A 23,617-nucleotide genomic window follows, 5' to 3' on the forward strand; every position below is an offset into this window, starting at 1 on the left:
GGGAGCATTTACACGGTCGCGCTTTTTCCGCTTTGGAGCCGCCAGTCCGTGCCAGATCGACGGTTGCCAGACTCGGCGATTTACGTCGCTTCCCATATGCACGCGAATTTTTGCACGACCTCGGTTGGGTCGGCAGTTGCATCGCAAGATGCGACTAAAACGATAATTTCGCGATCTCACTTGCATCGCTATGGTAATAAGCGCATGCTCAATATGGACAATTTGCTGCCGCCACCAGTTCGAAGTCGACGCCCCCAGCTTGCTTCGGTCGCTATCGCAGACATTCGATTGCGTCGCTGATATGAATCCGTCCCAGAGAGTAGATTGAAAAAAGGTGGCGTGATGCTCAACTTTCCCAATCCCAGTCGAATCTACGACGCTTCCCGGCGCTGCGTGTGCTTCTGGGGCTACGACAAAGCTCGCGAGATTGCTTTTCTGGTCGACAATGCGATGCTGATGAAGCTGAACCCCGGATTGAATTCTGACGAGTCCTCGTTGCTCGCAACTTTCGACCACAACCGGGACCGGATTCTGGAGCTCGCACGAACCCTATATAAAGGCGGTCCCCATAACAGGTACACGATCTCGTGAGTAACAAGGTCTATAGGAACATTAACGGTTCTGTTGCAATAAAGGAGGCTGGTATGCTGCGAGACCCTACAGAATGAGGTGAACGACATTGAAAACGCTGAGGCCCGCGGTAGTCAAAGTGCTGATATGATCGCCAAGGGGCAAATAAATGAACTTCGTGTCCGACACCCAGAGTCGCGAAATGGGCCTTCGATTGTAATTGCCAGGCCTATACGCGGCACGATAGATAGTCAGTGCAGCGTGCTCGTCTAACGGTCGTGGATTGTTCAGAAGGAGCCGCGTTTGCAGCATCGCATCGCTCGCGAGGCGCGGCAGGTCCTCAGTCTCGATGCCCATTTCTCGCAATCGACGGGGAATGCCGGTCGCTTCAATCAAACGCTCGAGGTGTGTGATCAACGCTTCTGCTTTCGCATCGTCGTTTCCATGGCGTGTGAGGTCGGGCACCACGATATCCGCAACTTGCGCATAGAGATGCGATGGAGCCGGCGCGTTGAACCGCATGACGTGGGGGGCGGCACGAGCGCGTTCGACAGTCCATGCGGCACGTGAAAAATACCGCCTATCGGGTAGGCAAGCGCATGCACGGCCGCCACTGGCGCATTCGCGAACGCTTGCCCGGCGTACATCGCGCCCAGCAACATCGCTTCACGCGCGGCCAGGTCTGTGCCGCGATCGCAAGCGGGTAGCAGATGCCGCGTGAGCAGCGTCAGCGCCTGCGTCGCCAGCAGGTCCGAAACCGGATTCCTCAGCCTCGCCGAGGTAAAGGCCTCGACGGCGTGCACCATCGCGTCAATGCCCGTTTCCGCCGTGACATGCCGCGGCAAGCCCACTGTGAGCTCTGCGTCCAGGATAGCAAGGTCGGCAACCAGTTGCGGCGGGCTCTGGTGCAAATAGGTATGCAGGTCGAGAAATGTCTTTATATACAGGATACCTTATCGAGTAGACAGGACAACATTCCATACGGCAGGCGCAGTGACGTTCTTCAGCCCGAACTTCGCGAGATCGAACTGCCCCTTGCGAATTCGATGCATCAACTCGATGCCTGAGATCGTGATCGCGGCGCTCCTGAACCGTTTGAAACCGAGCATCACATTCGTTCTGGATTTGATGTGGCGATGGTCCTGCTCGATCACGTTGTTCAGATATTTCGACGATCGCACCATCGTGTCTTCGGGCAGCAGACCATCGGCCTTCATCTCTCGCACCGCGCGGTGCGAGGCAGCATAACCATCGAGCGTGATGGTCTCCGGCGACTGGCCCTGATGCCTGATGGCTTTGCTGAAGAAGGCTTTGGCGGCGGATACGTCTCGCCTCGCCCTGAGCATGAAGTCCACGGTCTGGCCGGCCCGATCTACCGCACGGTAGAGGTAGACCCACCTGCCACGAATCTTCAGGTAGGTCTCATCGACACGCCACGAACGACCTGTAGGTGTCGTAGAGCGGTTCCGGCGTTTGACGAACTCGGGCGTATAACGCCTCACCCAGCGCAGGATCGTCGTGTGAGCCAGCGACAAACCCCGTTCGGCCATCATCTCGACCAGATCGCGCAGGCTGAGCTTGTAGCGCAGGTACCAGCGAACACACAGAATGATGATCTCCCGATCGAAATGGCGTCCGCCGAACAACTCCTCCAGACTCTTCAGCATGCTCATCGCGCGGCATCAGTTCGCTTTGTTCCGACAACTCTAACCGATTCGCCGAGTTCATTTGCACCGGAGCCGGCGCTGCTGCAGGGGCTGCTGATATGCGGCTGCTGCGGCCGGGCGCTGACCGTACGCTACCAGGGTAACGGCGGCCTTTACCCGTTGTACTTATGCAGTGCTCGCCGCCGCGAGGGGCTGGCGACCACCGATTGCATGAACATCCGCAGCGACCTGCTTGACAACGCGATTGGCGAGGCAGCGCTCACCGCCCTGCAGCCACCCGAACTCAAACTCGCCGTCACTGCGCTGAACGAACTGGCGCTGTAGATCGTCAACTATCTTGGCCAAGTCGCCATAGTTGTCGCTCCTTCCGAATCGGTCTCGGGTAATTGACGCTTTCGCGCGCTTGTTGTCGCTGGCGTTACGACGCCGGTAGCTTTCAACGTTGAGCTCGAAGATCGTCGAGTGATGGACCAGGCGGTCGATGGCGGCGACCGTCATTGAGGGATCAGGGAACACGTCGTTCCAGCCCGAGAATGGCTGGTTGGCCGTGATCAGAAGGCTGCGCCGCTCGTACCGCTCGGCGATCAATTCGAACAGCACGCTGGTCTCGGCCTGATCCTTGCGTACGTACGACAGGTCGTCGAGGACGATCAAGTCGAAGCGGTCGAGCTTGCCGAGCATGGACGGCAACTGAAGGCTCTGGCGAGCCACCTGCAGTTTCTGGACGATCTCGCTTGTACGGGTGAACAGCACGCGGTAGCCGGCTTCGATCAGGGCATGGCCGATGGCGGAGCCCAGATGCGTTTTGCCGCCGCCTGGTGGGCCGAACAGCAGGATCGTGGCGCGTTTCTCTAGCCAGGAGTCGCCTGTTGCGAGTGCCATCACGTGGGCCTTTGAGACCATCGGCACCATGCCGAAGTCGAAGGTATCGAGCGTCTTGGTCAGGTCGAGATGTGATTCAATGCGGTGGAGTTCGATGCGTCGCTTGACCCGCTCAGCGAGCTCGTGCTCGAGCAGCGCGCCAATCAGGCGGGTGGCCTGCCAGCCCTCCTTGTCGGAACGCTGTGCAAACTCGGGCCATAGCCGCGCGATTGTCGGCAGCCTCAGCTCATTGAGCATCAGCCCCAGGCGTGCAGCGTCATAGGCGGCGGGCGCAGTCATCACGTCACCTCCGCGTCGAGCAAGGTGTCATACAGGGCCGCCTCAGGCATCTCGACTACAACATCCGGACACTGCGCTTGGCGAGGCGCGAATTCGTCGCGCAGCTTCCCGAGATCGGGCAGCTCGCCTGCAGCCAGCAAGGCATCGAGACGATCTGCGAGCACCGCCTCAACGCCGTGGTTAGCGGCCAACTCGAGTAACCCGACCATCGTCTTACAGGCGTCGCGCTGCGTCATCCGGGCGTCGAGCTGTTCCCACATCCGGCGATACGCCTCGCGCGGGAACAGGTCATCGCGAAACGCCAATCCCTTGAACGCCTGAGGTTTGCGCTTGAGCTCTTCGATGAAGTGCCGGTAGTCCAGCGCGCGGCGGCGGCTGCCGCCCGCGTGGGACCCGCGTACAGTGCTGTGCACAAGTGCACCCGACAGATAGCAGTCCGGACGGTCTGCATAGACACGGACCTTCAGACGATGTCCAATCAGACGAGACGGTGAGCTGTAGAGGATGCCGCGTACCGTAAAGGTTCCGCAGCGCGTCACGCGTGCTTCCTCTTCGACGAAGTCGGTGGTGCGCCGCAGCGGCAGGTCCTCCAAGTGCTCCCGTTCGACATTGAACGCAGCGGCGTTGCGGCGGTTGCGACGCATCACGACTTCGCGCACGAAGTCCTCATAAGCGGCGCGGTCGGCGAAGTCGCGATGGCCACGCAGCAGAGCGCCTGATCGATCGCCTCCTTCAGATGGCGATGTGAGGATTCGACGCTGCCATTCTCGTGTGCCACGCCGACGTTGTTGCGTGTGCCTGCCATGCCGTAATGCTCGAGCAGCGCCGCATAGCGCGCTGTGAAGTCCTCTTCGCGCTGGAGATTCTTGAACGCCGCCGACAGGCTATCGGTGCGATGTTCGCGCGGGCACCCGCCGGCCTGCCAGAGCGCATTCTGCAAGCCGGTAGACAGTGCTTCGAAGCTCTCACCACCATCAACGACGCCGGCGTATTCCCAGTGCGAGAAGGCAAGCACGAAGTGATACAACCGATGATGGAACGGCGCGCCGGCGACACTTACATGCAGGTCACCCATGTCTGTGAAGTCGGACAGCCCCTGCACACCGGGAAGGTGTTCCTGCGGGAAGAACACTTCCTTCCCCGGCCCTTCGATAGCTCGCCACTGGCTGACGCGCCGCTCTAGCGTGCGGCGCATGCTGTCCGGGAATTGATCGGGATGCGCCTCCTGCAGTCTGGCTAGCAATGTAACGGCCTTTAGCTTGGGCAAGCGGCGCAGGAGCGGGACGATCTCGCTGTCCCAGACGTCAGCGAATGGATCGGGACGAGTACGCCATGTGCGGGCCACCTTCTGCGAGGGCAGGAGGACGCCGTGCTCAATTCGCCGTGCCGAGCGCACGCTGATGCCAGCCATGGCTGCGGCAACTTCCTGAGTATGATGTTTGCGCTTGTTCATAAAGAGGCGGACCTGCTGGTCCGTAATGTGGGTTCCCGACATGGCTGTTCTTCTTCTTGATGAAGTCGATCAGTTCCGCCGATCCACCAGTAGTTGCTGGTCGCGTCGAAAAGGGATCGCCGGCGGCGTAGATATTGGGCCCCATCGTGTCGCCCGGCAGCGCCCAGTAGATCTGTGAGTACTGCCGTCCGAGCGTCAGCGTTCCCCAATGCCCCGCAAGCCCGACGTACGCTTGCCGGCCAAACAGGCGGCCGCCCTGGTTGAGCGTGCCCTGCGAGGGCGCGAAGGCTGACTCCATCACGAATACTGCGCTGAGCCCGCCCCCAAGGTCTTGTTTGCCGCGAAGACCCCACATCGACGGTATCGATCCCGTGAGAGTCAGCACGCGCACGGCACTGGACTTAGTAGCGCCCACGTTATTCCCCCATTCGACGCCCGTATCGATGATCCCGTATAGGGCAGGACAAGCCCTGGTGCTGTGTCGCGCCGAACTCGCAAATCCTCGCTCCGATGCCTGATTTCACGCCTCGTGGATCCGAAGCCAGTTCGCGTACTCTGCGATTGCGTGCTCCATCGAATATCTCGGTGCATAGCCGAGTTCAGCGCCAATGCGTGAAATGTCCATGTAGAAGTTGCCCATGCCAATCTCGCGGCCGAGGGCGGGCGTCGAAGCCGGCTCCGTGGAGCGAAGCTGGACCTGGAAGCCGGGAATCGCCTTTTCCACCGCGCGCGCGATCTCGCCATAGGTAGTTGCGCGCCCGCTGCCGAGGTTGTAGATGTGATGCTTCAAATCCGGTGCGCGCACGACGAGACTCATCCCGTGCGCAATGTCCTTCACGTACGACTGGTCGTAGCCGTCGCTCTCGAGAGGCACACCGCCCTTCGAGAAGTCCGGCGCGGTGCCGGACAGGCCTGCCTTGATCAGTCGACTGGGCAGGTTGAGGAAGGTGCGATAGAACGGGCCGAACATGCCGCTGCATCGTACGGTCACGATGTCCACGCCCTCCTGGCGGCGATAGAGATTGGCGATCACTTCGAGCGTTTTCTTCGCCCACGACTGAACGATGTAGTTGTCGCCGTCTTCCTGCAGTGGCACCGGCATGTCCTCTTTCAACGGCATGGATTCGGCGCCCAGCCCCCAATACGCGTCCGATGAGCTGGTGAGCACCACCCGCCTGACGCCGTTGAGCTTTGCGGCCTCGAGCAGGTTCAGTTGCGCGGTGACGCGCGCCCTCACCTCGGCCGAGGGCGCCAGCAGTTTCGGCGCGTAGCCGGACGTGTCGACAAAGGCGTCCGGCTTGTGCGTGGCGACCACCTTCATCACCGCATACGGATCCGTCACGTCGAGATACTCGACGAACGCCTGGCCCCGATCGATCGCATCGGCCAGAAGCCGCGGCACCTGGCGCCGCAGCCCGGTGACGACGACCGTTTCTCCGTGGTCGATGAGATCGCGGGCCGTGTGCTGCCCCAACATGCCTGTGCCGCCGAAGACAATGATCATGGGTAGGACTCTATGTGAAAGGTTGTGTCACCAATGCATGCCTGGTGTTGCCAGAGAGATCATGCGTAAACGCCAAGCAGGCGGTCGATCAGCGCCGGGTTGTGCAGTAGTTCGTCGCTCGCACCGCTGTGTACGACGCTGCCGTGATCGATCACCGCGCAGCGTTCCGAATGCGCGAGCGCGAGGTCGTATTTCTGCTCGACCATCACGATCGTCATTCCGGTTTCGATCCGCATGCGGTCAATCGCGTCGAGCATCTCTGCCACGATCAGCGGAGCCAGCCCTTCGACCGGCTCGTCGAGCAGCAGCAGCGTCGGGTTGGTCATCAACGCGCGGCCAAGCGCGAGCATTTGCTGCTCGCCGCCGGAGAGCTGGCTCGCGTAGTGGCGCCGGCGCTCCTTGAGCCGCGGAAACAGCGTATACACGCGCGCAATGTCCCACGGTCCCGCGCGACGGACGACGCTCAGGTTCACCTCGACGCTCAGCGAGCGGAAAACCTCGCGCTCCTGCGGCACCCAGGCAATGCCCGCGCGATTGCGCCGATGGGCAGGCAGACCGTCGACGCGCTTGCCGTCGAACCAGATCTCTCCGGCGTGGTGCGTCGTGAGCCCGATGATGGTTTCGATCAGCGTGGTCTTGCCGACGCCATTGCGCCCGATCACGACCAGGGTTTCGCCGCGCCGCACCGACAAATCGATATCGTGGAGCACGCGAGCCGATCCATAGCCGGCACACAACCCGCGCAGTTCGAGGAGCGTGCCGGCCGTCGAGGCCACAGGCTCGCGCCGCTCGACGGCCGGTGCACCCGCGCCGCTGGCGTCCGCCGGCACGGCAATCGCGATGTCATTCGGTCTAGCTTCCAAGGTATGCCTTCCTTACACGCTCGTTTGCGCGCACTTCGTCGGGTGTTCCTTGGGCGATCACGTCGCCGCCCGCGAACACCGAAACGCGATCGGCATAGCGGAACACCAGATGCATGTCGTGCTCGATGAAGAGGATCGTCGTCTCACCCGCCAGGCTCGTGAGCTGATCGAACAACGCAACGCCCTGCGCGGTTGACAAACCGGCCGCTGGCTCGTCGAGCAACAGCACGCGCGGGCGCATCGCGAACGCGAGCACCACCTCGAGCAAGCGCTGCTCGCCGTACGACAACGTGTGCGTCGGGGCGAGCGCCACATCGAGCAAGCCGAACCGGTCCAGCAGCGCCGACGCTTCATCGATCTGCTTCGTCATCCGGCTGACGGAGCGCCACGACGGACGCGCCTGCCCCTCGCGCTGGCACAGCGCCAGCACCACGGACTCGAGCGGATTGAGTGTCGGGAACAATGTGTTGATCTGAAAGGTGCACACGAGACCACGCCGCACACGCTGCTGGGGCGTCGCCGCAGTCACGTCGCGGCCGTCGAGCAGCAGTTGCCCACCGGTCGGCTTGAGCAAGCCCGTCACGAGATTGACAAAGGTGCTCTTGCCTGCGCCGTTCGGGCCGATGACCGCATGGCACTCGCCGCGGCGCATCGAAAAATTCAGGTGTTCGAAGATCTTCAAGCCGCCGAACGACATTTTCAGGTCGCGCGTCTGCAGTACGATGTCGTGATTCATGCGCGAGCTCCCCACCATTGCGCAAAGCGCCCAGCGAGCGTCGGCAGAATGCCCTTGCGGAACATCGTCACGATCAGCACGAGCAGCAGGCCGATCCAGAAGTACCAGTAGATCGGGTTGAACGCTGCCAGCTGATCGCGCAGCAGAATGAATACGGCCGCGCCGATGAAGCCGCCGTACAGAACCGCGGCGCCACCAATCACGAGCATCACGAGGACGTCCGCCGAGCGCGTGAACGCCAGCACTTCGGGCGACACGAACTGGCTGGTCTGTGTGAGCAATGCGCCCGCTATCCCGGCCAGCATTGCCGACATCCCGAACACGACGGTGACGTCGCGATCGATCGGCGTACCTAGCATGACCATGCGTCGCGAATTCTCGCGCGCGCCCAGCAACGACAGCCCGAACGACGATTTGACGAGCGCGCGCACAACCAGAAAACACAGCAGTACAACGAAGAATGTATACAGGTAAGCGGTGCGCCCCACCATGTCGAACCGGAACACGCCGAGCACGGGGGCGATATCGATGCCCTGCAAGCCGTCGTCGCCGCCTGTGAGGCTCGTCGAGCGCTCGACGAAGTCGAACAGGATCATGTTCAGGCCCAGCGTGACCATCAGCAAGCCGACGCCATGCAGCTTGCGCACGATATGACCGGTCGCGAGTCCGGCGAGGCCAGCCGTTGCTCCCGCAACCATCAGGCCGCTGATCGGCTCGGTCCAGCCGTACCTGCCGAGAAAACCCGCGGTGTAGGCGCCGATCCCGAAGAATGCCGCCTGACCGAGCGAGGCGATGCCGCGGTAGCCGAGCAGCAAATCCAGCGAAAGCGCGAAAAGACCCCAGACCAGAATCTGCGTTAGCAGCACGAGATTACTTTCCGGGACGAAAAACAGCGCAATCCAGGCCAACCAGAACGCGCATTCCCAGCGGCTCACGCGGGCGCGTGAATCGAAGTAGCGAACGGCGTCGCGATGCGTCGTCCCTATACTCGTCGCGCTGCCCCGATCGCGCTGGAGATCCCTTCTGGAAAGCATCGAACGAACTGAACGAAAGAGTCGCGTCATATCAAGCCTTCTTGCCGAGCAGGCCCTGCGGCCGCCCCATCAGGACGAGCACGGTCAGGACATAGATGAGCGCACCACCAGCTTCGGACAGGTAGTACTTGCCGAAGACATCGGCCACGCCGATGAGCACCGCCGCAAACAGGGTGCCGAAGATACTGCCCATGCCGCCGACCGACACGACGATCAGCACATAGACCAGGTAGCGCAACGGGAAGTTGGGATCGAGACTCAGCAGATTCGCGGACAGCGCGCCGCCGAGGCCCGCCAGCCCACCGCCGAGCGCAAACGTCAATGCGAACACGGTGCCGGTGTTCATGCCGCAAGCGGACGCGGCGCGACGGCTGTCGACGCAGGCTCGCACCCTCGCGCCGAACCGCGTGCGCTCGATGCCTAGAACCATCGTCGCGGCGATCAGCACGCCCGACACGAGCAAAAAGATGCGGTAGCGCTCGAGGTTGACACCGAGCACCTGTGCCTGGCCGCTGAGCCAGGGCGGAACCGTGACCGGCTGGAACGACGGTCCCCAGATGAACGCCACCGAGGAGATCGACATGAAGACGAGACCGAGCGTCAACAGCACCTGGGTCAAATCGCCGGCGTCGTAGAAGTGGCGCAGCACCAGTCGTTCGAGCGCGATCGAGAACGCGCCGACGGCGACGAACGCGAGCGGCAGACTCGCGAGAAACGGCATGCCCAGCCCATCCATCGCGCTGACCATCACATAACCGCCGAGCATCGAAAGGCTGACCTGTGCGAGGTTCACGAACTGCATCATCCCCATCGTGACGGACAGGCCGACGGACATGATGAACAGCAGCGCACCATAGGACAGCCCGTTGAACAGCAGCGTCGCGATAGTCGTCATGGCAGTTCCCGAGGATGAAAATGGCGTTGTCGGTTCACGACCGCTCACCTGGCCGGTACGTCATTGAAGGTCTCGATCTCGACGTTCTGCAGCACCCCGTCGCGCTTCTGAACGCGGCGGATGTAGACGTTCTGGACGATATCGCCAGTGCGCTTGTCAATGACGATCGGTCCGCGCGGACTTTCGATCGAGCGGCCCTTCACGAAGGCCATAAATTTGTCGGCGTCGAACGGGGCATTGCCCTGTGCGGCGAGTCCCTCGTAAATGAGCCGCATCGCATCCCACACCGCCACACCCGAAGCGGTGACGCGCGGCGTCTTGCCGAACCGGGTCACGTAGTCCGTCACGAACTGCTTGTCGAGCGCGGAGTCGTGCGCAGTGGAATACACCCCTGCCGTCACGATGCCGAGCGCCGCGTCGCCTGCCGCATCGATCACGCTTTCGTCGCTCATGTCCCCGGTGCCGATCAGCTTGATGTTGCTGTTCTTGAGGCCCGAGTCGGCGTAGGCCTTGAGGAACTGAGGCACCAGTTCACCGACCGGGAAGAAAGCGAACACCGCGTCGGGCTTCGCGTCCTTGATACGCTGCATGTAGCTCGAGAATTCCGGGCTGCGCAAAGGCACCCGCACCGTGCCGGCGATCTTTCCGCCGAGCCCGGTGAACGTTTGGGTGAACGTGGCCTCGGTGTCGTGGCCAGGCCCGAAGTCCGCGACCAGGACAAACGCGTTTCTCACGCCGTTCTTATACGCCCATTGCGCGATCGGCCGCACGGACTGCGGAATCGAATAGAAAGTGCGCACGTAGTACGGAGAGCGCTCGGCAAGGCCCTGCGTCGCGGCACCCGTGATGAACGTCGGCACCTTTGCCTCCGTGACGAGTGGCGCCGCCACAAGAACGTTCGGCGTGAAGTCAGGACCGATCAGCATGTCGACCTTGTCGCGCACGATGAGCTCCTGTGCGACGCGCTTGACCACTTCAGGGTTAGGGCCGGTGGTGTCGCGCTTCACGAACTCGATCTGCCTGCCGCCGACTGTGGTGCCGTTCTCCTGTTGAAACAGCTTGATGACGTTGTCGGCCACCTGCCCGGTCATGCCGGACGCGCCGGAGTAGGTCAGCAGCAGGCCAATCTTGATCGGCGGTTGCGCCTGTGCCGCAGCGATCACGCCGAGACTGAGCGCGGTCGTACCCACTAGCGCGGTGAGAGTGCGAAGAAAGCTGCGACGCATGGAGGTCTCCGTTGCAATGTCAGGAAATGAAGCCGGTAACGGCAGCCGTCGAATGCCTCACACTTTATTGAATTCAAATTTGGATTCCATCGGTAATACTCCCAGGATTGAATTCAATCCTGTATGACGATCGACTATACTGACGAAAACCCAGAAGCGAACAAGGAGAGGTCTCATGTCAGAACCCGTCCAGAAGGCCAAGGCGATGGAGCGGGCACTGCAGCATTTGCGCGGGAAAGTCATGTCGGGCGCACTCATGCCCGGTGAACAGATCCGCCAGCAAGAGATGGCCGAGGAGCTTGGGGTCAGCCGGGTTCCGCTGCGCGAGGCGCTGAACCTGCTTGCCGATCAAGGCTTGCTGGTGCACCGCCCCAACTCGGGCTACTTCGTTGCGAAACGCGCGCCGGACGAACTGGCGCAGATCATGCGCATTCTTCAGTTGCTGGAAAACGAGCTACTCGCGTCGGTGCAGTGGCCCGACGACACGCACATCGCGCAGTTGCAGGCGCTCAACGACCAGATGCGCGCGATCGCCGCTTCGGCGGACTGGACGCCGCTGGTCCGTCTGAACCGCGAGTTCCACATGTCGATCTATGCGCTGTCGCCGTACAAGATCATCCTCGAGGAGGTCAAGCGTCTGTGGACGATGGCCGACAGCTTCATCGCAACCACGATGTCCGACACGCGCGCACGCGTGCAAACCGTGAAAGAACACGATCAATTGATTGCGAGCCTGGCCGCGCACAATCGCACATCGCTTTTTGCGGCGATGGACGTACACCGTGCCAGCACGGCCGGGGATTTGTCGCCGGGGATATTGATGCTCCAGACACTCGCCTCGAATTGAACGGGCCCTCACGTCAGCCGATCAAAGATCCAGCACCAGTACCCGGCTTACGGCCCTGGAGCAGCACGGCAGAAATTGGTCGTTGAGCGCCTTCTCTTCGTCTGTGAGATACAGGTCGCGGTGCTCGGGCGTTCCGGACAGCACCCGTGTCAAACAAGTCCCGCAAACGCCTTGCGAGCACGACACCGGAATATCGATTCCATTGTCCTGAAGCACGTCTGCCACGCTACGGTCTTCGGGCACGGTCAGTCGAATCGACTTGCTCGCAATCTCGACCTCAAAGGCGGCGTTGACTTGTTCACCCGTGATCTCAGGGGCAGCGAAAAACTCGAAATGGACATTGCCGTGCGCCCATCCGAGACGTTCCGCCGAAGCCCTGACGAACTCGATGAATCCGGCGGGCCCACAGACGTAGAGATGTGTTTCTTGCATCGGCGTACCCAGAACCTGGGTCATATCGATGCCGTCGCCCCGATCATCGAAGTAAAACCTGACGTTCCCGGAGAATGGACTCCCCAGAAGCTGCTCGCGGAACGCCGTGCGCGATTCGGAGCGCGCGCAATAGTGCAGCTCAAAGGGCTCTCCAGACGCGTGCAATGTCTGCGCCATCGAAAGAAGCGGCGTGATGCCAATGCCACCCCCGATCAAGATCGAGCGACGCGCGGCCACCAGCGGGAAATTGTTCTTTGGCATGCTGATCGACAGCACGTCCCCCGCCTGCACCGTTTCATGAATGGCGACCGAGCCACCACGTGAATCGGGATCACGCAGGACCGCAATAACGTACCGCCCGCTATCGCCCGGCGCATTGCAAAGCGAATACGGGCGCACCAATCCATTCGGCAGGTGAATGTCGATGTGTGCACCAGCGGCAAGCGCTGGAAGCGCCGCTTCGCCAGCCGCACGCAATTCAAGGCTCACGATACCGTCCGCCTCGACAATCTTTCTCTCTACACGTACATCAATCGTACTCATCGCAACCTCAAACATGTGCTCGGGACGGCACGTTCTTCAATCCTCATCAAGAACCTCGACCCGCCATGCGCCTCGCGCCGGAAAATAGCCGCTCTGCCGCCGACGGCCGCCGTCCCTACTGAAGGACCTAACGTGCTGTTGCGTCGTAACCGAAGATCCACTCCGCGCGATGCGTAGTCGATTCCGGTGTACGCAAGCCTTGCAGCATGAATCCGAAGTTCCGCTTCATCCGGGCCCACGGCGAGCGCAAGTGCATGGTGGCTCCCCGCGCACGCGCGCCCAGTTGCACACGGCTCGTGCGCGGAATTCGCTGGCGCTCGTACTCCGCCAACGCCTCTTCAATCCCCGCCAGGGATTGCACATCACTGATCTTGCTGGCTAGTTCATAACCGTCCTCAATCGCCATCGCCGCACCCTGAGCGAGGAACGGCAGCATCGGATGCGCGGCGTCCCCGAGGAGGGTGACTCGCCCCTGCGACCAGCGAGCAAGGGGATCACGGTCGTACAACGCCCACTTGAAACAGCGCTCCGCCTTGCTGAACGTCGTCAGAAGCTCCTGATTCCAGCCAGCGTAGGTCTTGAGGATTTCATCGACCGAGCTCGGCGTCGACCACGATTCCTGCGTCCACTCGTCGGTCTCATAGACCGCAACGAAGTTCACCATGGCGCCACCCTTGACGTAGTAGTGCACCACATGCCCCTTCGGCCCGAGCCAGTTCGATGACGCAAGCTCCACATGGCCCTTTGGCAGCGCATCGACGGGCACCATTCCCCGCCAGCAGATGTTGCCGGTAAAGCGAGGCTTTTCGTCGCCGAGAATGCTCCGTCGAATGGCGGAATGTATGCCGTCGGCGCCGATGATCACATCGGCCTCGATCGTTTCGCCGCTTTCGAGCTTCAGGCTTGCGGCGTGCCGATCCTGCTCTATCCCGGCAACTCGCAGGCCCAGACGCAAGTCCGTATCGCCAAGTCGCTCGATCAGCGCGCGATGAAGGTCGGCGCGATGCACGTGATAGTAGCCAGCGCCATAGACGCGCTCATACGTTCCCTTGATGGGCGTCCGGTAAAGCACACGCCCGCTCCGCCAGTCCCGCCCCGTGAATGCCAGCGGTTCGCAAGACAGGTCGCGGATCAACGGCTCGACACCAATCGCACGTAGCACCTTGACCGCATTAGGGCTCATCTGGACTCCCGCACCGACCTCGCCGAGCTGAGCCGCCTGCTCAACGACAACAACCTCGCACCCGCGCTGGCGCAAAGCGATCGCGGCCGCCAGGCCACCGATGCCCGCGCCGGCAATCGCCACCTTTGTTGAACGGGAATTCATACTGCCCTCTCCTTGTCTTGCCTCTCGCGAGGCATTGCGAATGTGGCGCTCGCCTTCGCGGCGATCCTTCCATTGCTTTTCCCTGACGAGACTTCCACCGAAGCGAACGCGAGACTCGTCCCGATACGATCGATCTTCATGGTCGCAATCGCGTCGTCGTCCCGAATGGCGCCAAGAAAGTTGACGTGGAAATCGACAGTGGCGACCGGGCAAAATCCGCCCAGATGGCTTGCGATCCCGAGCACCATCACGGTATCCGCGAATGCACAAATGGCTTGCCCCGAGATCACGCCATCAGGACGAGCGACGTGTGCAGAAACAGGCATCCGGACCACGATTGCGTCGTTGTCCACCGCCTCGACACGCAGCTTCAAAGACTGCACGAGCGGTGGAAAGACGCGTTCAGCGATGGACTGTAGCTCCGTGCTGGATAGCTTAGCCATGGGCCCTCCCGGAGCGGTCACAAAAGCGCAAGCCCTTTTCAGCCATTTCCCGCAGGCTCTGGGGCGGCGTGAATCGATCGCCATAGCGCGCTGCCAGTTCGTCGCATTGGCGAACAAATTCAGGACTGCCAACGCCATCGGCGTGCGACAAGACCCCGCCGCGGCTCGACGGGAACGACCACCCCAGTACAGATGCGACATCCGCGTCGACCGGATCTTCGAAGATGCCCTCGTCCATCGCCCGGATGCTTTCCAGCGCCTGAATGTGAAGCAGCCGGCTTTCGATGTCCGCTGCGCCAGGCAAGGACGACGCAGCTGGGAACTCTTTCGCAAGACCCGCCCAGGCCGTCTTGTCGCCGTTCGGCGCGTAGTCGTAGATGCCCGCATTCACCTTGCGGCCGCGACGCTCGAGGTGGGAGGACATCCGATCGAGAACATGCAGCGCACGAACGAACGGCTCCTCCTTTTTGTTTTCGCCCGCAAGGCTGCCGATGATGTCAAGCAGGAGGTCCAAAGACGTCTGATCCGCCATGGCCAGAGGACCGATGGGCATCCCTGCGTTGATTGCCACGTTATCGACGACTTGCGGCGGTACACCTTCCGCGAGAAGCAGCAGCGCCTCTCGTGTGTATGCGCCAACGACGCGACTGGTGTAAAAACCGCGGCCGTCGCGCACGACGATCGGTGTCTTCCCAAGGATCTTGCAGAGATCCAGGGCCTTCGCAACAGCCTCGTCGGAAGTCGGCCCGCCGCGCACGATTTCTAACAGCGGCATTCGATCAACCGGGGCAAAGAAGTGCATCCCGACGAAGTTCTCAGGAACAGGACTGAGATTCGCGAGCGTCGTAATCGGCAGTGTCGAGGTGTTCGACGCGAACAGCACGCCCGGCGCGGCTGCCATGGCGCGTCGCGTGACGTCCGCCTTGACGTCTTCGCGCTCCACGACGGCCTCGATAATGGCGTCCACGCCGGCGAGGCGCCCGAAGTCATCCGAGCACTCGATCCGGGCGAGGATAGCCGTCATGTCCTTCTCGGTGACGAGCCCACGTTCCAGCGCCTTTCCCAGGTTCTTTCTGATCGCCGCAAGACCCGCGTCGGCGCGTTCCTGTGTGGCATCGAGAAGGACAACTTCGAGCCCGGCGCGCGCGGCAGTATGCGCGATGCCGCCCCCCATCAATCCCGCGCCGATCACGCCGACGCGCTTCGGCTTGAACGGTGAGATGCCAGCCGGGCGCGCCTTCAATCGCCGCGCCGAATTGACACCGTAAAACAGCGTGTTGATCTTGTTCCTTGCGACATTGGACGAAGCCACGTTCGCGAAAAGGCGCGCTTCGATCTTCAGACCGGCGTCGATGCCCCGCTCTACGCCATGGTGCAGCGCCTGCAGGACCGCCCCTGCGGCCGGATCGTCGGGCGATGTCTTGCGGCGAAGCTTGGGCCACGCTGTCATGAAGAACAGCCGCCCCTTCATCGATTGAGGATCGTCGCCCGGAACGGTAAATCCGTCGCGATCCCACGGTTGAGTGGCATCGCGAATGTCGCGCCCGTCGGTCAGCCAGGCCTTGGCCGCATTGAGCAGTTCGCCCGCCGGAACCACGTCGTCAATGATGCCGAGCGCGGCAGCATCACGAACCTTGAGAAGCTTGCCATCGAGCAAAATTGGAGCGGCCTTCGCGACACCAATGAGGCGCGCGAGGCGCTGGGTTCCACCGGCGCCCGGGATCAGCCCCAGCGTGACCTCAGGCAGCCCGATACGCGTCGCTTCGTTATCCGCGGCGATGCGGCGATGGCAAGCAAGGGCGACTTCAAGGCCACCCCCGATTGCCGAGCCGTTGATTGCTGCGACGACCGGCTTGCCGCACGTCTCCAGCCGACGCAGGCAAACGCCAATGTCCCTGACGAGGCCCAGTGCAGCGTCCGGCGTCCGTGCAGCGCGCAATTCATCGAGATCACCGCCGGAGATGAAGTCGTTTTTTGCCGACGTCACGATGATGCCGGTTACATTGTCGTCGGTAATGACGGCATCGACTGCAGTCACGAAAGCCGCGATTGCAGCGCGATTCTTGACGTTGACAGGCGACCCCGCGACGTTCCACGTCAACGTCGCCACCCCAGTGTTCGGGTCCAGTGAAGTTTCGATCATGTTTTAGGCCCTCGATCAGATTCGTTCGATTACCGTTGAGACAGCCATACCGAGTCCCGTGCACATGGTGGCAACACCAATGCGTGCATCGCGACGCTCCAGTTCATCGAGCAGCGTGCCGACGAGCATGCCGCCAGTCGCGCCGATCGGATGACCCAGCGCAATCGCGCCGCCGTTCACGTTGACCTTCTCCGGGTCGACTCCCGCATGTTTGTTGAAGTAAAGGACGACCGAAGCAAATGCCTCATTGACCTCGAATAGATCGACATCCTTAAAGCTCAATCCGCAACGCGCGAGCGCGCGTCGACTGGATTCGACAGGTCCGGTCAGCATGATGCAAGGCTCGATTCCGACCTGTGCGATCGCGCGAATCCTGGCTCTTGGCTTGATACCCAGCGACGCTGCGGTAGCGAGGTTGCCGATCACGACAGCCGAAGCGCCATCCGCGATACCCGAGGAATTCCCCGCGTGGTGGACGTGAAGCAGGCGGTCGAGTTGCGGGTAGCGGCGGCGAACCGTGATGTCGTAGCCGGCGTCAGCAGCACGCTCAAAGGAAGGCTTGAGCTTCGCGAGACTTTCAACCGACGTTTCCGGTCGAACGAGCTCGTCGTGGTCGAGCATCAGCGTGCCATTGCTATCGCGAATCGGCACGATCGAGCGGTTGAATGCGCCGTGCGCGACAGCCCTCGCCGCACGTTGATGGGATTGTGCCGCCCACGCGTCGACATCTTCACGGCTGAAGCCTTCGATCGTCGCAATCAGGTCAGCCGATACGCCTTGCGGCGTTGCCCAGGATTTGTCGTTGAAGAAGGTATCGCTCACTGTCGGGCCGCCCGTCGAAAGCATCGGGACGAGCGACATCATTTCGATACCGCCAGCAACGAAGAGATCGCCTTGACCGGCCATGACTTTGGTGGCGGCAATATTCAATGCCTCGAGACCGGAGCCACAAAATCGCGCGACCGTGCTGCCTGCAACTGAATCGTCATAGCCGGCGTACAATGCGGCCGAGCGCGCCAGGTTCGCGCCCTGATCGTTGACGGCCTCGGCACAACCGAAGATCACGTCTTCGACCTTCTTGCTGTCGAATCCCGGATTGCGAGCCGGAATGGCTTTCAACAATTCACTGGCCAGCTCGACAGGTGAGAGGGTGTGGAGGCCCCCGTCTTTCTTTCCGCGCCCTCGCGGTGAACGCACAGCATCCAGAATATAAGCGTCGTGTGTCATGAGGTTAAGGCTCCCCGCGCCATGCACAGCAAGGCACGTGTTCAGGATTGAAGTAAAACTCGCAGCGGCTGTGGCGAGGCGTCAGGTCCAGACTACGGTTTTCATGGCAAAAACAGTCCCTCTGCCTTGCGGCGCCGCAAGGCAAACAAGTTCGTATTGCTAAGTGATGCTGCGATAGCAGCTTCAGACAGGCTTCGTCAGTGCTTCTTCCCTCAGTTGAGCCTTGCGGACTTTCCCTGCGCCACTGACTGGCAAAAGTTCTTCGCGAATCTCATAGCTGCGCGGCCGCTTGTATCCCGCGATCCGGCTACGGCAATGCGCATCCAGGTCCTCTTCCGACACTGCCGCGCCGGGACGCCTGACGACAACCGCGTGGACACGCTCACCCCATTTAGGGTCCGGCAGCCCAATGACCGCGCACGCCGCAACACCCGGATGACTCGCCAGCACGCTCTCGACTTCGGCCGAATAGACGTTTTCGCCGCCGGTCACGATCATGTCTTTAATCCTGTCGACGATCGTCACGAATCCATTGCCGTCGATCGCTCCGACGTCACCGGTGTAAAGCCAGCCGTCGCGGACCACCGCTTCTGTCGCGGTGGTGTTTCGCCAATACCCTTGCATCATCTGCGGACCACGCACGACGATTTCACCGGGATGCCCTCTTTCGACCGGCGTCCCATTCACGCCGCGGATCTCGATTTCCGTCATCGGCATGGCCTGGCCTGCGCTTTGAAGCTTGCCGGCCAGCAGACCCTCCACTACGTGACGCTCGGGCGGCAACGTCGTGCACGCGCCGCATAGCTCGGTCATTCCATAGAACTGCCGGAAGCGGGCTTTCGGCATGGCCTGCATCAGCCGCTGCAGCAGCGGGGCTGCGATCGACGAGCCGCCGTAAGCGACGGTTCGAATATTCATCAGAACCGAGGCTTGATCGTCCGTCAGTTGATCCAGTATGGTTGCCAGCATCGTCGGCACGAGATTGACCTCGGTGACGCCGACTTGCGCGATTCGCTCGATGGCCTGAGCCGGCCCAAAACGTGGCAAGAACGCGTGGGCGCCGGCGGCGACCGTCAATGCCAGGCCAATCCCGAAGTCCGCAAGGTGGAACATCGGCGTCGCATGCAGATAAATGCTGTCGGGTTGAAACTGAAGCGCGCTGGCCATGACGAGCGCCTGCACAGCGAACGACTTGTGCGAAAGCATGACCCCCTTTGGCCGGCCCGTTGTTCCTCCGGTGTAGAAGATCGCCGCAGTCGACTCATCGCTGCTCGGCGGCAGCGTGCTCGCCGGTTCCACCTGGCGTAACGCTGCGAGTTCCAGGACCGGGACGGACGCGTTAGCCCCCGTCACCGCTTCGGTCGCCTCCAGCGCAATCAATATCCGTAGGCTTGCTACCGAACTGGCGATGTCGAGCGCAATTTCTGCATGGTCCGCGTCGAACGCGAGACCGCTCACGTCCGCGTCGTTCAGGATATCCACGATCTCCGACGCGGCAAGGCGATGGTTGATCGGCACGAGCACGGCTCCCGCTGCCCAGATGGCATACTGCGCCTCCAGGAACTCGGGCCGATTGAGGGATAGCAGCGCAACGCGGTCTCCGGGATGGACGTCAAAAGCGGGCAAAGCACCCGCTACCCGAGTCACCCGATCGGCGAATGCCTTCCAGGTCAGTGCACCGGGGCCCGCAATCGCCAGGCCGTCGGGGTTGATTTGAGCCGCCCTCGTCACGGAGGACGTCAGACACAGATTCATCGTCTCACCTTGCTAGATACTCAATACGGTACGAATGCCGACCCCGTTGCGCATATCCTCTAACGCTTCGTTGATCTCCTCCAACGGACGCTCCATCGTCACGAGGCTTTTCAGATCGAGGCTATGCGTGCAGCACAGGTCGAGATAGCGGGTCATGTCGCGTTGCGGGTGGCAATTTCCGAGGAAGGAACCCTTGATACTGAGCTGCTTGAGCACCACGTCCAGGGCCGGCACCGCGACTGTCGTTCCGCCCTTGGCCACGCCGACCAGGATGATTTGCCCGCCCTTCTTGACCAGACTCGCGGCCACCTGCATGGTCGAAGCCGCGCAAACACCATCGAAGACATAGTCGAAGCCCTCACCCTTCACGCAGGCCAGGGCATCGGTTATCAACGTTTCCTCGGCACTGTCGAATGCGGCACTCACACCCATCGACACGGCCCTGACACGTCGCGCGCTGTGCGGGTCAATGCCGATGAGCGTCTTCACGCCCGCGAGAACCAATCCCTGAACCGTGGAGAGACCGATTCCGCCAAGTCCAATAACAGCTGCCGTTTTCCCGGGACTCACCTGCGCGATGTTGAATACCGACCCCAGACCCGTCTGCACCGCGCAACCGACCACAGCGGCCTCGCTCAATGGGAGGCCGTCCGGCACCCGCACGACCCCCGCCCTTTCGACTAGCGCAAACTCGGCGAACGCGCCCAGCCGCAATCCCTGGGTGATCCCTGCACCCTTGCGGCGCAGACGCGAAGCGCCAGCCTTACCCAAAGTCGCGGGACTCTGTGCAGCCTGGCAAAGGACCGGTTGATCGCGCAGGCAGTATTCACACGCTCCGCAGGGCGGCCTCATCGACAACACCACACGGTCACCGACTTTTAGATCGTCCACGCCAGGACCGAGGGCCTCAATCGTCCCAGCCGCTTCATGGCCGAGAATCGCCGGCAATGGATAAGGCATGGCTCCGTCGACGATGCCCAGGTCCGAGTGGCAGACTCCACAATGGCGAACCCGGACAAGGACTTCGCCCTCACGCGGATCGTCGATCTCCACATCGTCGACGATCCGCAGCGGACTGCCCGGTGAATCGAGCAAGGCGGCGCGCATTGTCCGCATCACGCCACCCCCATGCTTACATTGAGAACCTTGCGAATGCTGAAGTCGTCGCAGCCCCATTCGCCCATCTCATATCCAAACCCGCTGGTCTTCATTCCGCCGAAAGGCAGTTCCGGGTCGGGCGGCACGGCATGCTGGTTCACATAAAGGTTGACCGCCTCCAGCCGTGAGGCTGCTTCGGCCGCGGCGCTGACATCGGTAGACCAGACCGAGCCCCCAAGACCAAACTCGGAAGCGTTGGCCCGTTCGATGGCTTCGTCGACGGTATCGAATGGCAGCACAGGCAGGGCCGGTCCGAATTGCTCCTCCTTTACGAGGCGGCTCTCGTCGCTGACCCCCGATACAATCGCAGGCTTCAGGAAGTAGCCGGCATATTCACCAAGCGAGTCCCCGCCAACGTGAATCGTCCCGCCATGCGTGAGGGCGTCATCGAGCAGCGCGCGAACGTGATCGCGCTGGGCTGCATTGTTCAGCGGCCCCATCTGCGTGGCGGGATCAAGCCCCGGCCCGACGCGCCAGTTCCCGGCAATCTCCGTCAGCTTTTCGACCATCTGATCGAACAGGCTGCGATGAACGTACAGGCGCTTGATCGCGCAGCAAAGCTGCCCGGCGTTGGTGAAGGCGTTTGCGAAGATCCGCGGGGCGATGGCATCGACATTCGCATCGTGGCAAACGATCGCAGCGTCATTGCCGCCGAGTTCCAGCGTCAATCGCTTTAACGTGGCTGCGGCGCTGCTCATCACGCGGATCCCGGTGGGCGTCGAACCTGTGAAGGATACCTTACGAATGCCCGCATGCTCAACGAGGGCCTGGCCGATATTGCCCTCTCCGGTGATCGTATTGACGACTCCCGCGGGCAGAATGTCGGCAAGCTGTGCGCAGAGCTTCAATGTCGTCAGTGGCGTCGAGGGCGCGGGCTTGATCACCACCGTATTCCCGGCCCACAGGGCCGGGGCAAGCTTCATCATCAGGATCGTGATGGGGTAGTTCCACGGCACGATCAAACCGACCGTGCCAATGGGTGCACGCACCACATCGACGTAGTCGGACTCGCGGCGACGCAACGTCTCCTTGTGCGCGTCCTTCTGGGCGTAGTGCCTGATCAGCCGCACCGCGATAGCGATTTCCGCCCTGGCCGCGGCCAATGGCTTGCCTTGCTCCAGGCTGAGAAGGTTCGCCAGTTCTTCGCTGCCGCTTTCGATTCTGTCTGCGCATTGCGCCAGCATCGCTTTGCGTGCAAGCAAGTCGTTGGCCCACGTACCAGTGGCTGCGGCGTTGGCTGCCGCAACGGCGTCATCAAGGGCATCGACGGTTGAAATCGGCGCCTGGGCTACAACGTCAAGCGTGGCGGGATTTTTTACGTCGTAGAAGTCAGTCGCACTTGCGTTCAGGCCGCCGACGAGGTTGGAGAAAGCTTGCATCGCGCCTCCCTTAATGCGTTTCGACGGGCGACGTTGGGCCATCGAGGCTCACAGGCATCGACTGTGCACCGCGAATCACGGTGCTCACCCAGGGAATATCTTCCGGCTCGCATGCGAGCGCGAGTTGCGGGAATGCCTTGACGAGACGGCCGATCGCAGTCTGCGCTTCCATGCGCGCGAGGTGGGAGCCGAGACAGAAGTGCGGGCCGAAGCCGAACGCCACGTGCTGCTTGATCGAACGGGTGATGTCAAAGCGATCCGGATCCTCGAATCGGGCGGGATCGCGATTCAACGCAGCGATAAGGACCTGAACGAAGCTCCCACGCGGGATCGTCGTGCCGCCAATCGTCACATCCTCGATGGTGACGCGGAACGTCGTTCGATGGACGGAGCCGTCATAGCGCAGCGTTTCCTCGACGGCCTGCTTGACAAGCGTCGCGTCCGCCCGAAGCAGCGCCATTTGGTCCGGGTTGCGCAGGAGATGGAGCAGCGTGTTACCGATCAGTCCAACGGTGGTCTCGTGACCAGCGATGAGCATGAGGTACGCCATGCTTCGGAGTTCATCGTCGCTCAGCGCATCCTTTTCGTTGCGCGCGGCGATCATGGCCGAAAGCAAGTCCGGTTGTTCGTCGGGCGAAGCACCCGGCGGGATGCTCTCCCGCATGCCCTCGATCAGCACAGCAAGGTAGTCCTGGAGCAGCGCTATGCCCCGCTCCTGCTCGCTGTGGCCCGGCGTCATGGCCCATGCTGCCCACTGCCGGAAATCGCCCCGACGCTCCTGCGGCACGCCCAGCATTGTGCAGATGACCGTGATGCCGACCGGATACGCGAAATCTCCAATCAGGTCCGCGGCGTCACGGCCGCGCATCGCGTCGATAAGTTCATCGACCAATCTTTCGATCATCGCGCGAAGCCCTTCGAGCCGCCGCGGCGAAAACGCCAGGTTCACGAGCGAGCGCAAACGCGTATGTTCTGGCGCGTCCGTATTAAGCAGATTGCCCGACTGCGCGCCGGAAATTGGATAACCTGAACTTGGCCCGCTCTTGCCGGTCTTCGCGAGAGCAAGTTGCATGTGCTGTGCGCCCTTCGCGATGCGCGGATCGTTCAATGCGGCCAGGCCCTCGGTCCAGTGGGTGATCAAATAGACCTCTGAGCCAACGGCATTGCGCGCACGAACGACAGGCCCTCTGGCCACAAGCTCTTTATAAACCGGCTGCGGGTCGAGCATGCGCTCGCAGTTCGGAAGATCGAATA

Annotated in this window: 20 protein-coding genes and 3 pseudogenes; 3 read left to right on the forward strand and 20 right to left on the reverse strand. The window is 61.7% G+C overall.

The genetic code is table 11. The features are described from left to right. Positions 1-342: 342 nt before the first annotated feature. Entirely contained in the window at positions 343-591 is a 249-nt protein-coding gene (locus E1956_RS43875) for a DUF1488 family protein (protein WP_134760870.1), read from the forward strand. Between the two features lie 210 nt (positions 592-801). Here E1956_RS43875 and E1956_RS43880 read toward each other — a convergent pair. Both E1956_RS43880 and E1956_RS43885 read right to left on the reverse strand, forming a co-directional pair. Next, positions 802-1,466 (reverse strand): annotated as a pseudogene (locus tag E1956_RS43880) (dehydroquinate synthase/iron-containing alcohol dehydrogenase family protein); the annotation flags it as partial. Positions 1,467-1,523: 57 nt separating this feature from the next. Continuing rightward, a complete protein-coding gene (locus E1956_RS43885) occupies positions 1,524-2,243 on the reverse strand; it encodes an IS6 family transposase (protein ID WP_134760155.1) in 720 nt (239 codons plus the stop codon). Here E1956_RS43885 and E1956_RS47895 point away from each other — a divergent pair. Beyond that, positions 2,199-2,429 (forward strand): annotated as a pseudogene (locus E1956_RS47895) (recombinase zinc ribbon domain-containing protein); the annotation flags it as partial. The gene E1956_RS43885 and the pseudogene E1956_RS47895 overlap by 45 nt on opposite strands. On the opposite strand, the gene istB reads toward E1956_RS47895, so the two are convergent. From istB to E1956_RS43935, 9 genes and pseudogenes are all read right to left on the reverse strand, one after another. Further along, positions 2,403-3,398: an IS21-like element helper ATPase IstB gene (gene istB, locus E1956_RS43895; RefSeq protein ID WP_418789387.1), complete on the reverse strand. Its 996-nt coding sequence runs from the start codon at positions 3,396-3,398 to the stop codon at positions 2,403-2,405. The pseudogene E1956_RS47895 and the gene istB sit on opposite strands and share 27 nt — an antisense overlap. Beyond that, a pseudogene (gene istA / locus E1956_RS43900) lies at positions 3,398-4,851 on the reverse strand (IS21 family transposase). The gene istB and the pseudogene istA overlap by 1 nt, the downstream one beginning before the upstream one ends. Beyond that, a complete protein-coding gene (locus tag E1956_RS47640; RefSeq protein ID WP_335930065.1) occupies positions 4,772-5,266 on the reverse strand; it encodes a porin in 495 nt (164 codons plus the stop codon). Before E1956_RS47640 ends, istA begins: the two are co-directional and overlap by 80 nt. A 105-nt stretch (positions 5,267-5,371) precedes the next feature. Continuing rightward, on the reverse strand, positions 5,372-6,355 hold the full coding sequence (locus tag E1956_RS43910; RefSeq protein ID WP_134760157.1) for an NAD-dependent epimerase/dehydratase family protein: 984 nt from the start codon (positions 6,353-6,355) through the stop codon (positions 5,372-5,374). Between the two features lie 59 nt (positions 6,356-6,414). Beyond that, complete coding sequence (locus tag E1956_RS43915) at positions 6,415-7,218, reverse strand: ABC transporter ATP-binding protein (RefSeq protein WP_335930066.1); 804 nt, start codon at positions 7,216-7,218, stop codon at positions 6,415-6,417. Next, on the reverse strand, positions 7,208-7,954 hold the full coding sequence (locus E1956_RS43920; protein ID WP_167760344.1) for an ABC transporter ATP-binding protein: 747 nt from the start codon (positions 7,952-7,954) through the stop codon (positions 7,208-7,210). The genes E1956_RS43915 and E1956_RS43920 overlap by 11 nt, the downstream gene beginning before the upstream one ends. Then, entirely contained in the window at positions 7,951-8,889 is a 939-nt protein-coding gene (locus tag E1956_RS43925; protein WP_167760345.1) for a branched-chain amino acid ABC transporter permease, read from the reverse strand. Before E1956_RS43925 ends, E1956_RS43920 begins: the two co-directional genes overlap by 4 nt. A 130-nt stretch (positions 8,890-9,019) precedes the next feature. Next, entirely contained in the window at positions 9,020-9,883 is an 864-nt protein-coding gene (locus E1956_RS43930; RefSeq protein WP_134760161.1) for a branched-chain amino acid ABC transporter permease, read from the reverse strand. 44 nt (positions 9,884-9,927) lie between these two features. Further along, a complete protein-coding gene (locus E1956_RS43935; protein ID WP_134760163.1) occupies positions 9,928-11,109 on the reverse strand; it encodes an ABC transporter substrate-binding protein in 1,182 nt (393 codons plus the stop codon). Between the two features lie 175 nt (positions 11,110-11,284). On the opposite strand from E1956_RS43935, the gene E1956_RS43940 reads away from it, so the two are divergent. Further along, positions 11,285-11,956, forward strand: coding sequence for a GntR family transcriptional regulator (locus E1956_RS43940; protein WP_134760165.1), 672 nt, complete (start codon positions 11,285-11,287; stop codon positions 11,954-11,956). A 21-nt stretch (positions 11,957-11,977) separates the two neighbouring features. Here E1956_RS43940 and E1956_RS43945 read toward each other — a convergent pair whose 3' ends face one another. From E1956_RS43945 to E1956_RS43985, 9 genes are all read right to left on the reverse strand, one after another. Further along, positions 11,978-12,931 (reverse strand): PDR/VanB family oxidoreductase, encoded by a 954-nt coding sequence (locus tag E1956_RS43945; RefSeq protein WP_134760167.1) that lies wholly within the window; start codon positions 12,929-12,931, stop codon positions 11,978-11,980. A gap of 127 nt (positions 12,932-13,058) precedes the next feature. After that, entirely contained in the window at positions 13,059-14,258 is a 1,200-nt protein-coding gene (locus E1956_RS43950; RefSeq protein WP_134760169.1) for an FAD-dependent monooxygenase, read from the reverse strand. Further along, positions 14,255-14,701, reverse strand: a complete 447-nt coding sequence (locus E1956_RS46570; protein ID WP_167760346.1) for a PaaI family thioesterase — start codon at positions 14,699-14,701, stop codon at positions 14,255-14,257. Before E1956_RS46570 ends, E1956_RS43950 begins: the two co-directional genes overlap by 4 nt. After that, positions 14,694-16,844 (reverse strand): 3-hydroxyacyl-CoA dehydrogenase NAD-binding domain-containing protein, encoded by a 2,151-nt coding sequence (locus E1956_RS43960; protein ID WP_134760173.1) that lies wholly within the window; start codon positions 16,842-16,844, stop codon positions 14,694-14,696. The genes E1956_RS46570 and E1956_RS43960 overlap by 8 nt, the downstream gene beginning before the upstream one ends. Positions 16,845-16,859: 15 nt before the next feature. Next, complete coding sequence (locus E1956_RS43965; RefSeq protein WP_134760175.1) at positions 16,860-18,071, reverse strand: acetyl-CoA C-acetyltransferase; 1,212 nt, start codon at positions 18,069-18,071, stop codon at positions 16,860-16,862. Positions 18,072-18,254: 183 nt separating this feature from the next. After that, the gene (locus tag E1956_RS43970; RefSeq protein WP_134760177.1) at positions 18,255-19,826 is read right to left on the reverse strand and encodes a class I adenylate-forming enzyme family protein; all 1,572 of its coding nucleotides are present in this window, start codon (positions 19,824-19,826) and stop codon (positions 18,255-18,257) included. A 12-nt stretch (positions 19,827-19,838) separates the two neighbouring features. Further along, on the reverse strand, positions 19,839-20,933 hold the full coding sequence (locus E1956_RS43975) for an alcohol dehydrogenase catalytic domain-containing protein (RefSeq protein WP_167760347.1): 1,095 nt from the start codon (positions 20,931-20,933) through the stop codon (positions 19,839-19,841). An 8-nt stretch (positions 20,934-20,941) separates the two neighbouring features. Further along, entirely contained in the window at positions 20,942-22,363 is a 1,422-nt protein-coding gene (locus tag E1956_RS43980; protein ID WP_167760348.1) for an aldehyde dehydrogenase family protein, read from the reverse strand. A 10-nt stretch (positions 22,364-22,373) separates the two neighbouring features. After that, positions 22,374-23,591, reverse strand: coding sequence for a cytochrome P450 family protein (locus E1956_RS43985; RefSeq protein ID WP_134760184.1), 1,218 nt, complete (start codon positions 23,589-23,591; stop codon positions 22,374-22,376). Between the last annotated feature and the right edge of the window lie 26 nt (positions 23,592-23,617).

The organism is Paraburkholderia pallida (assembly GCF_004524855.1).
Classification (GTDB): Bacteria; Pseudomonadota; Gammaproteobacteria; order Burkholderiales; family Burkholderiaceae; genus Paraburkholderia; species Paraburkholderia oxyphila.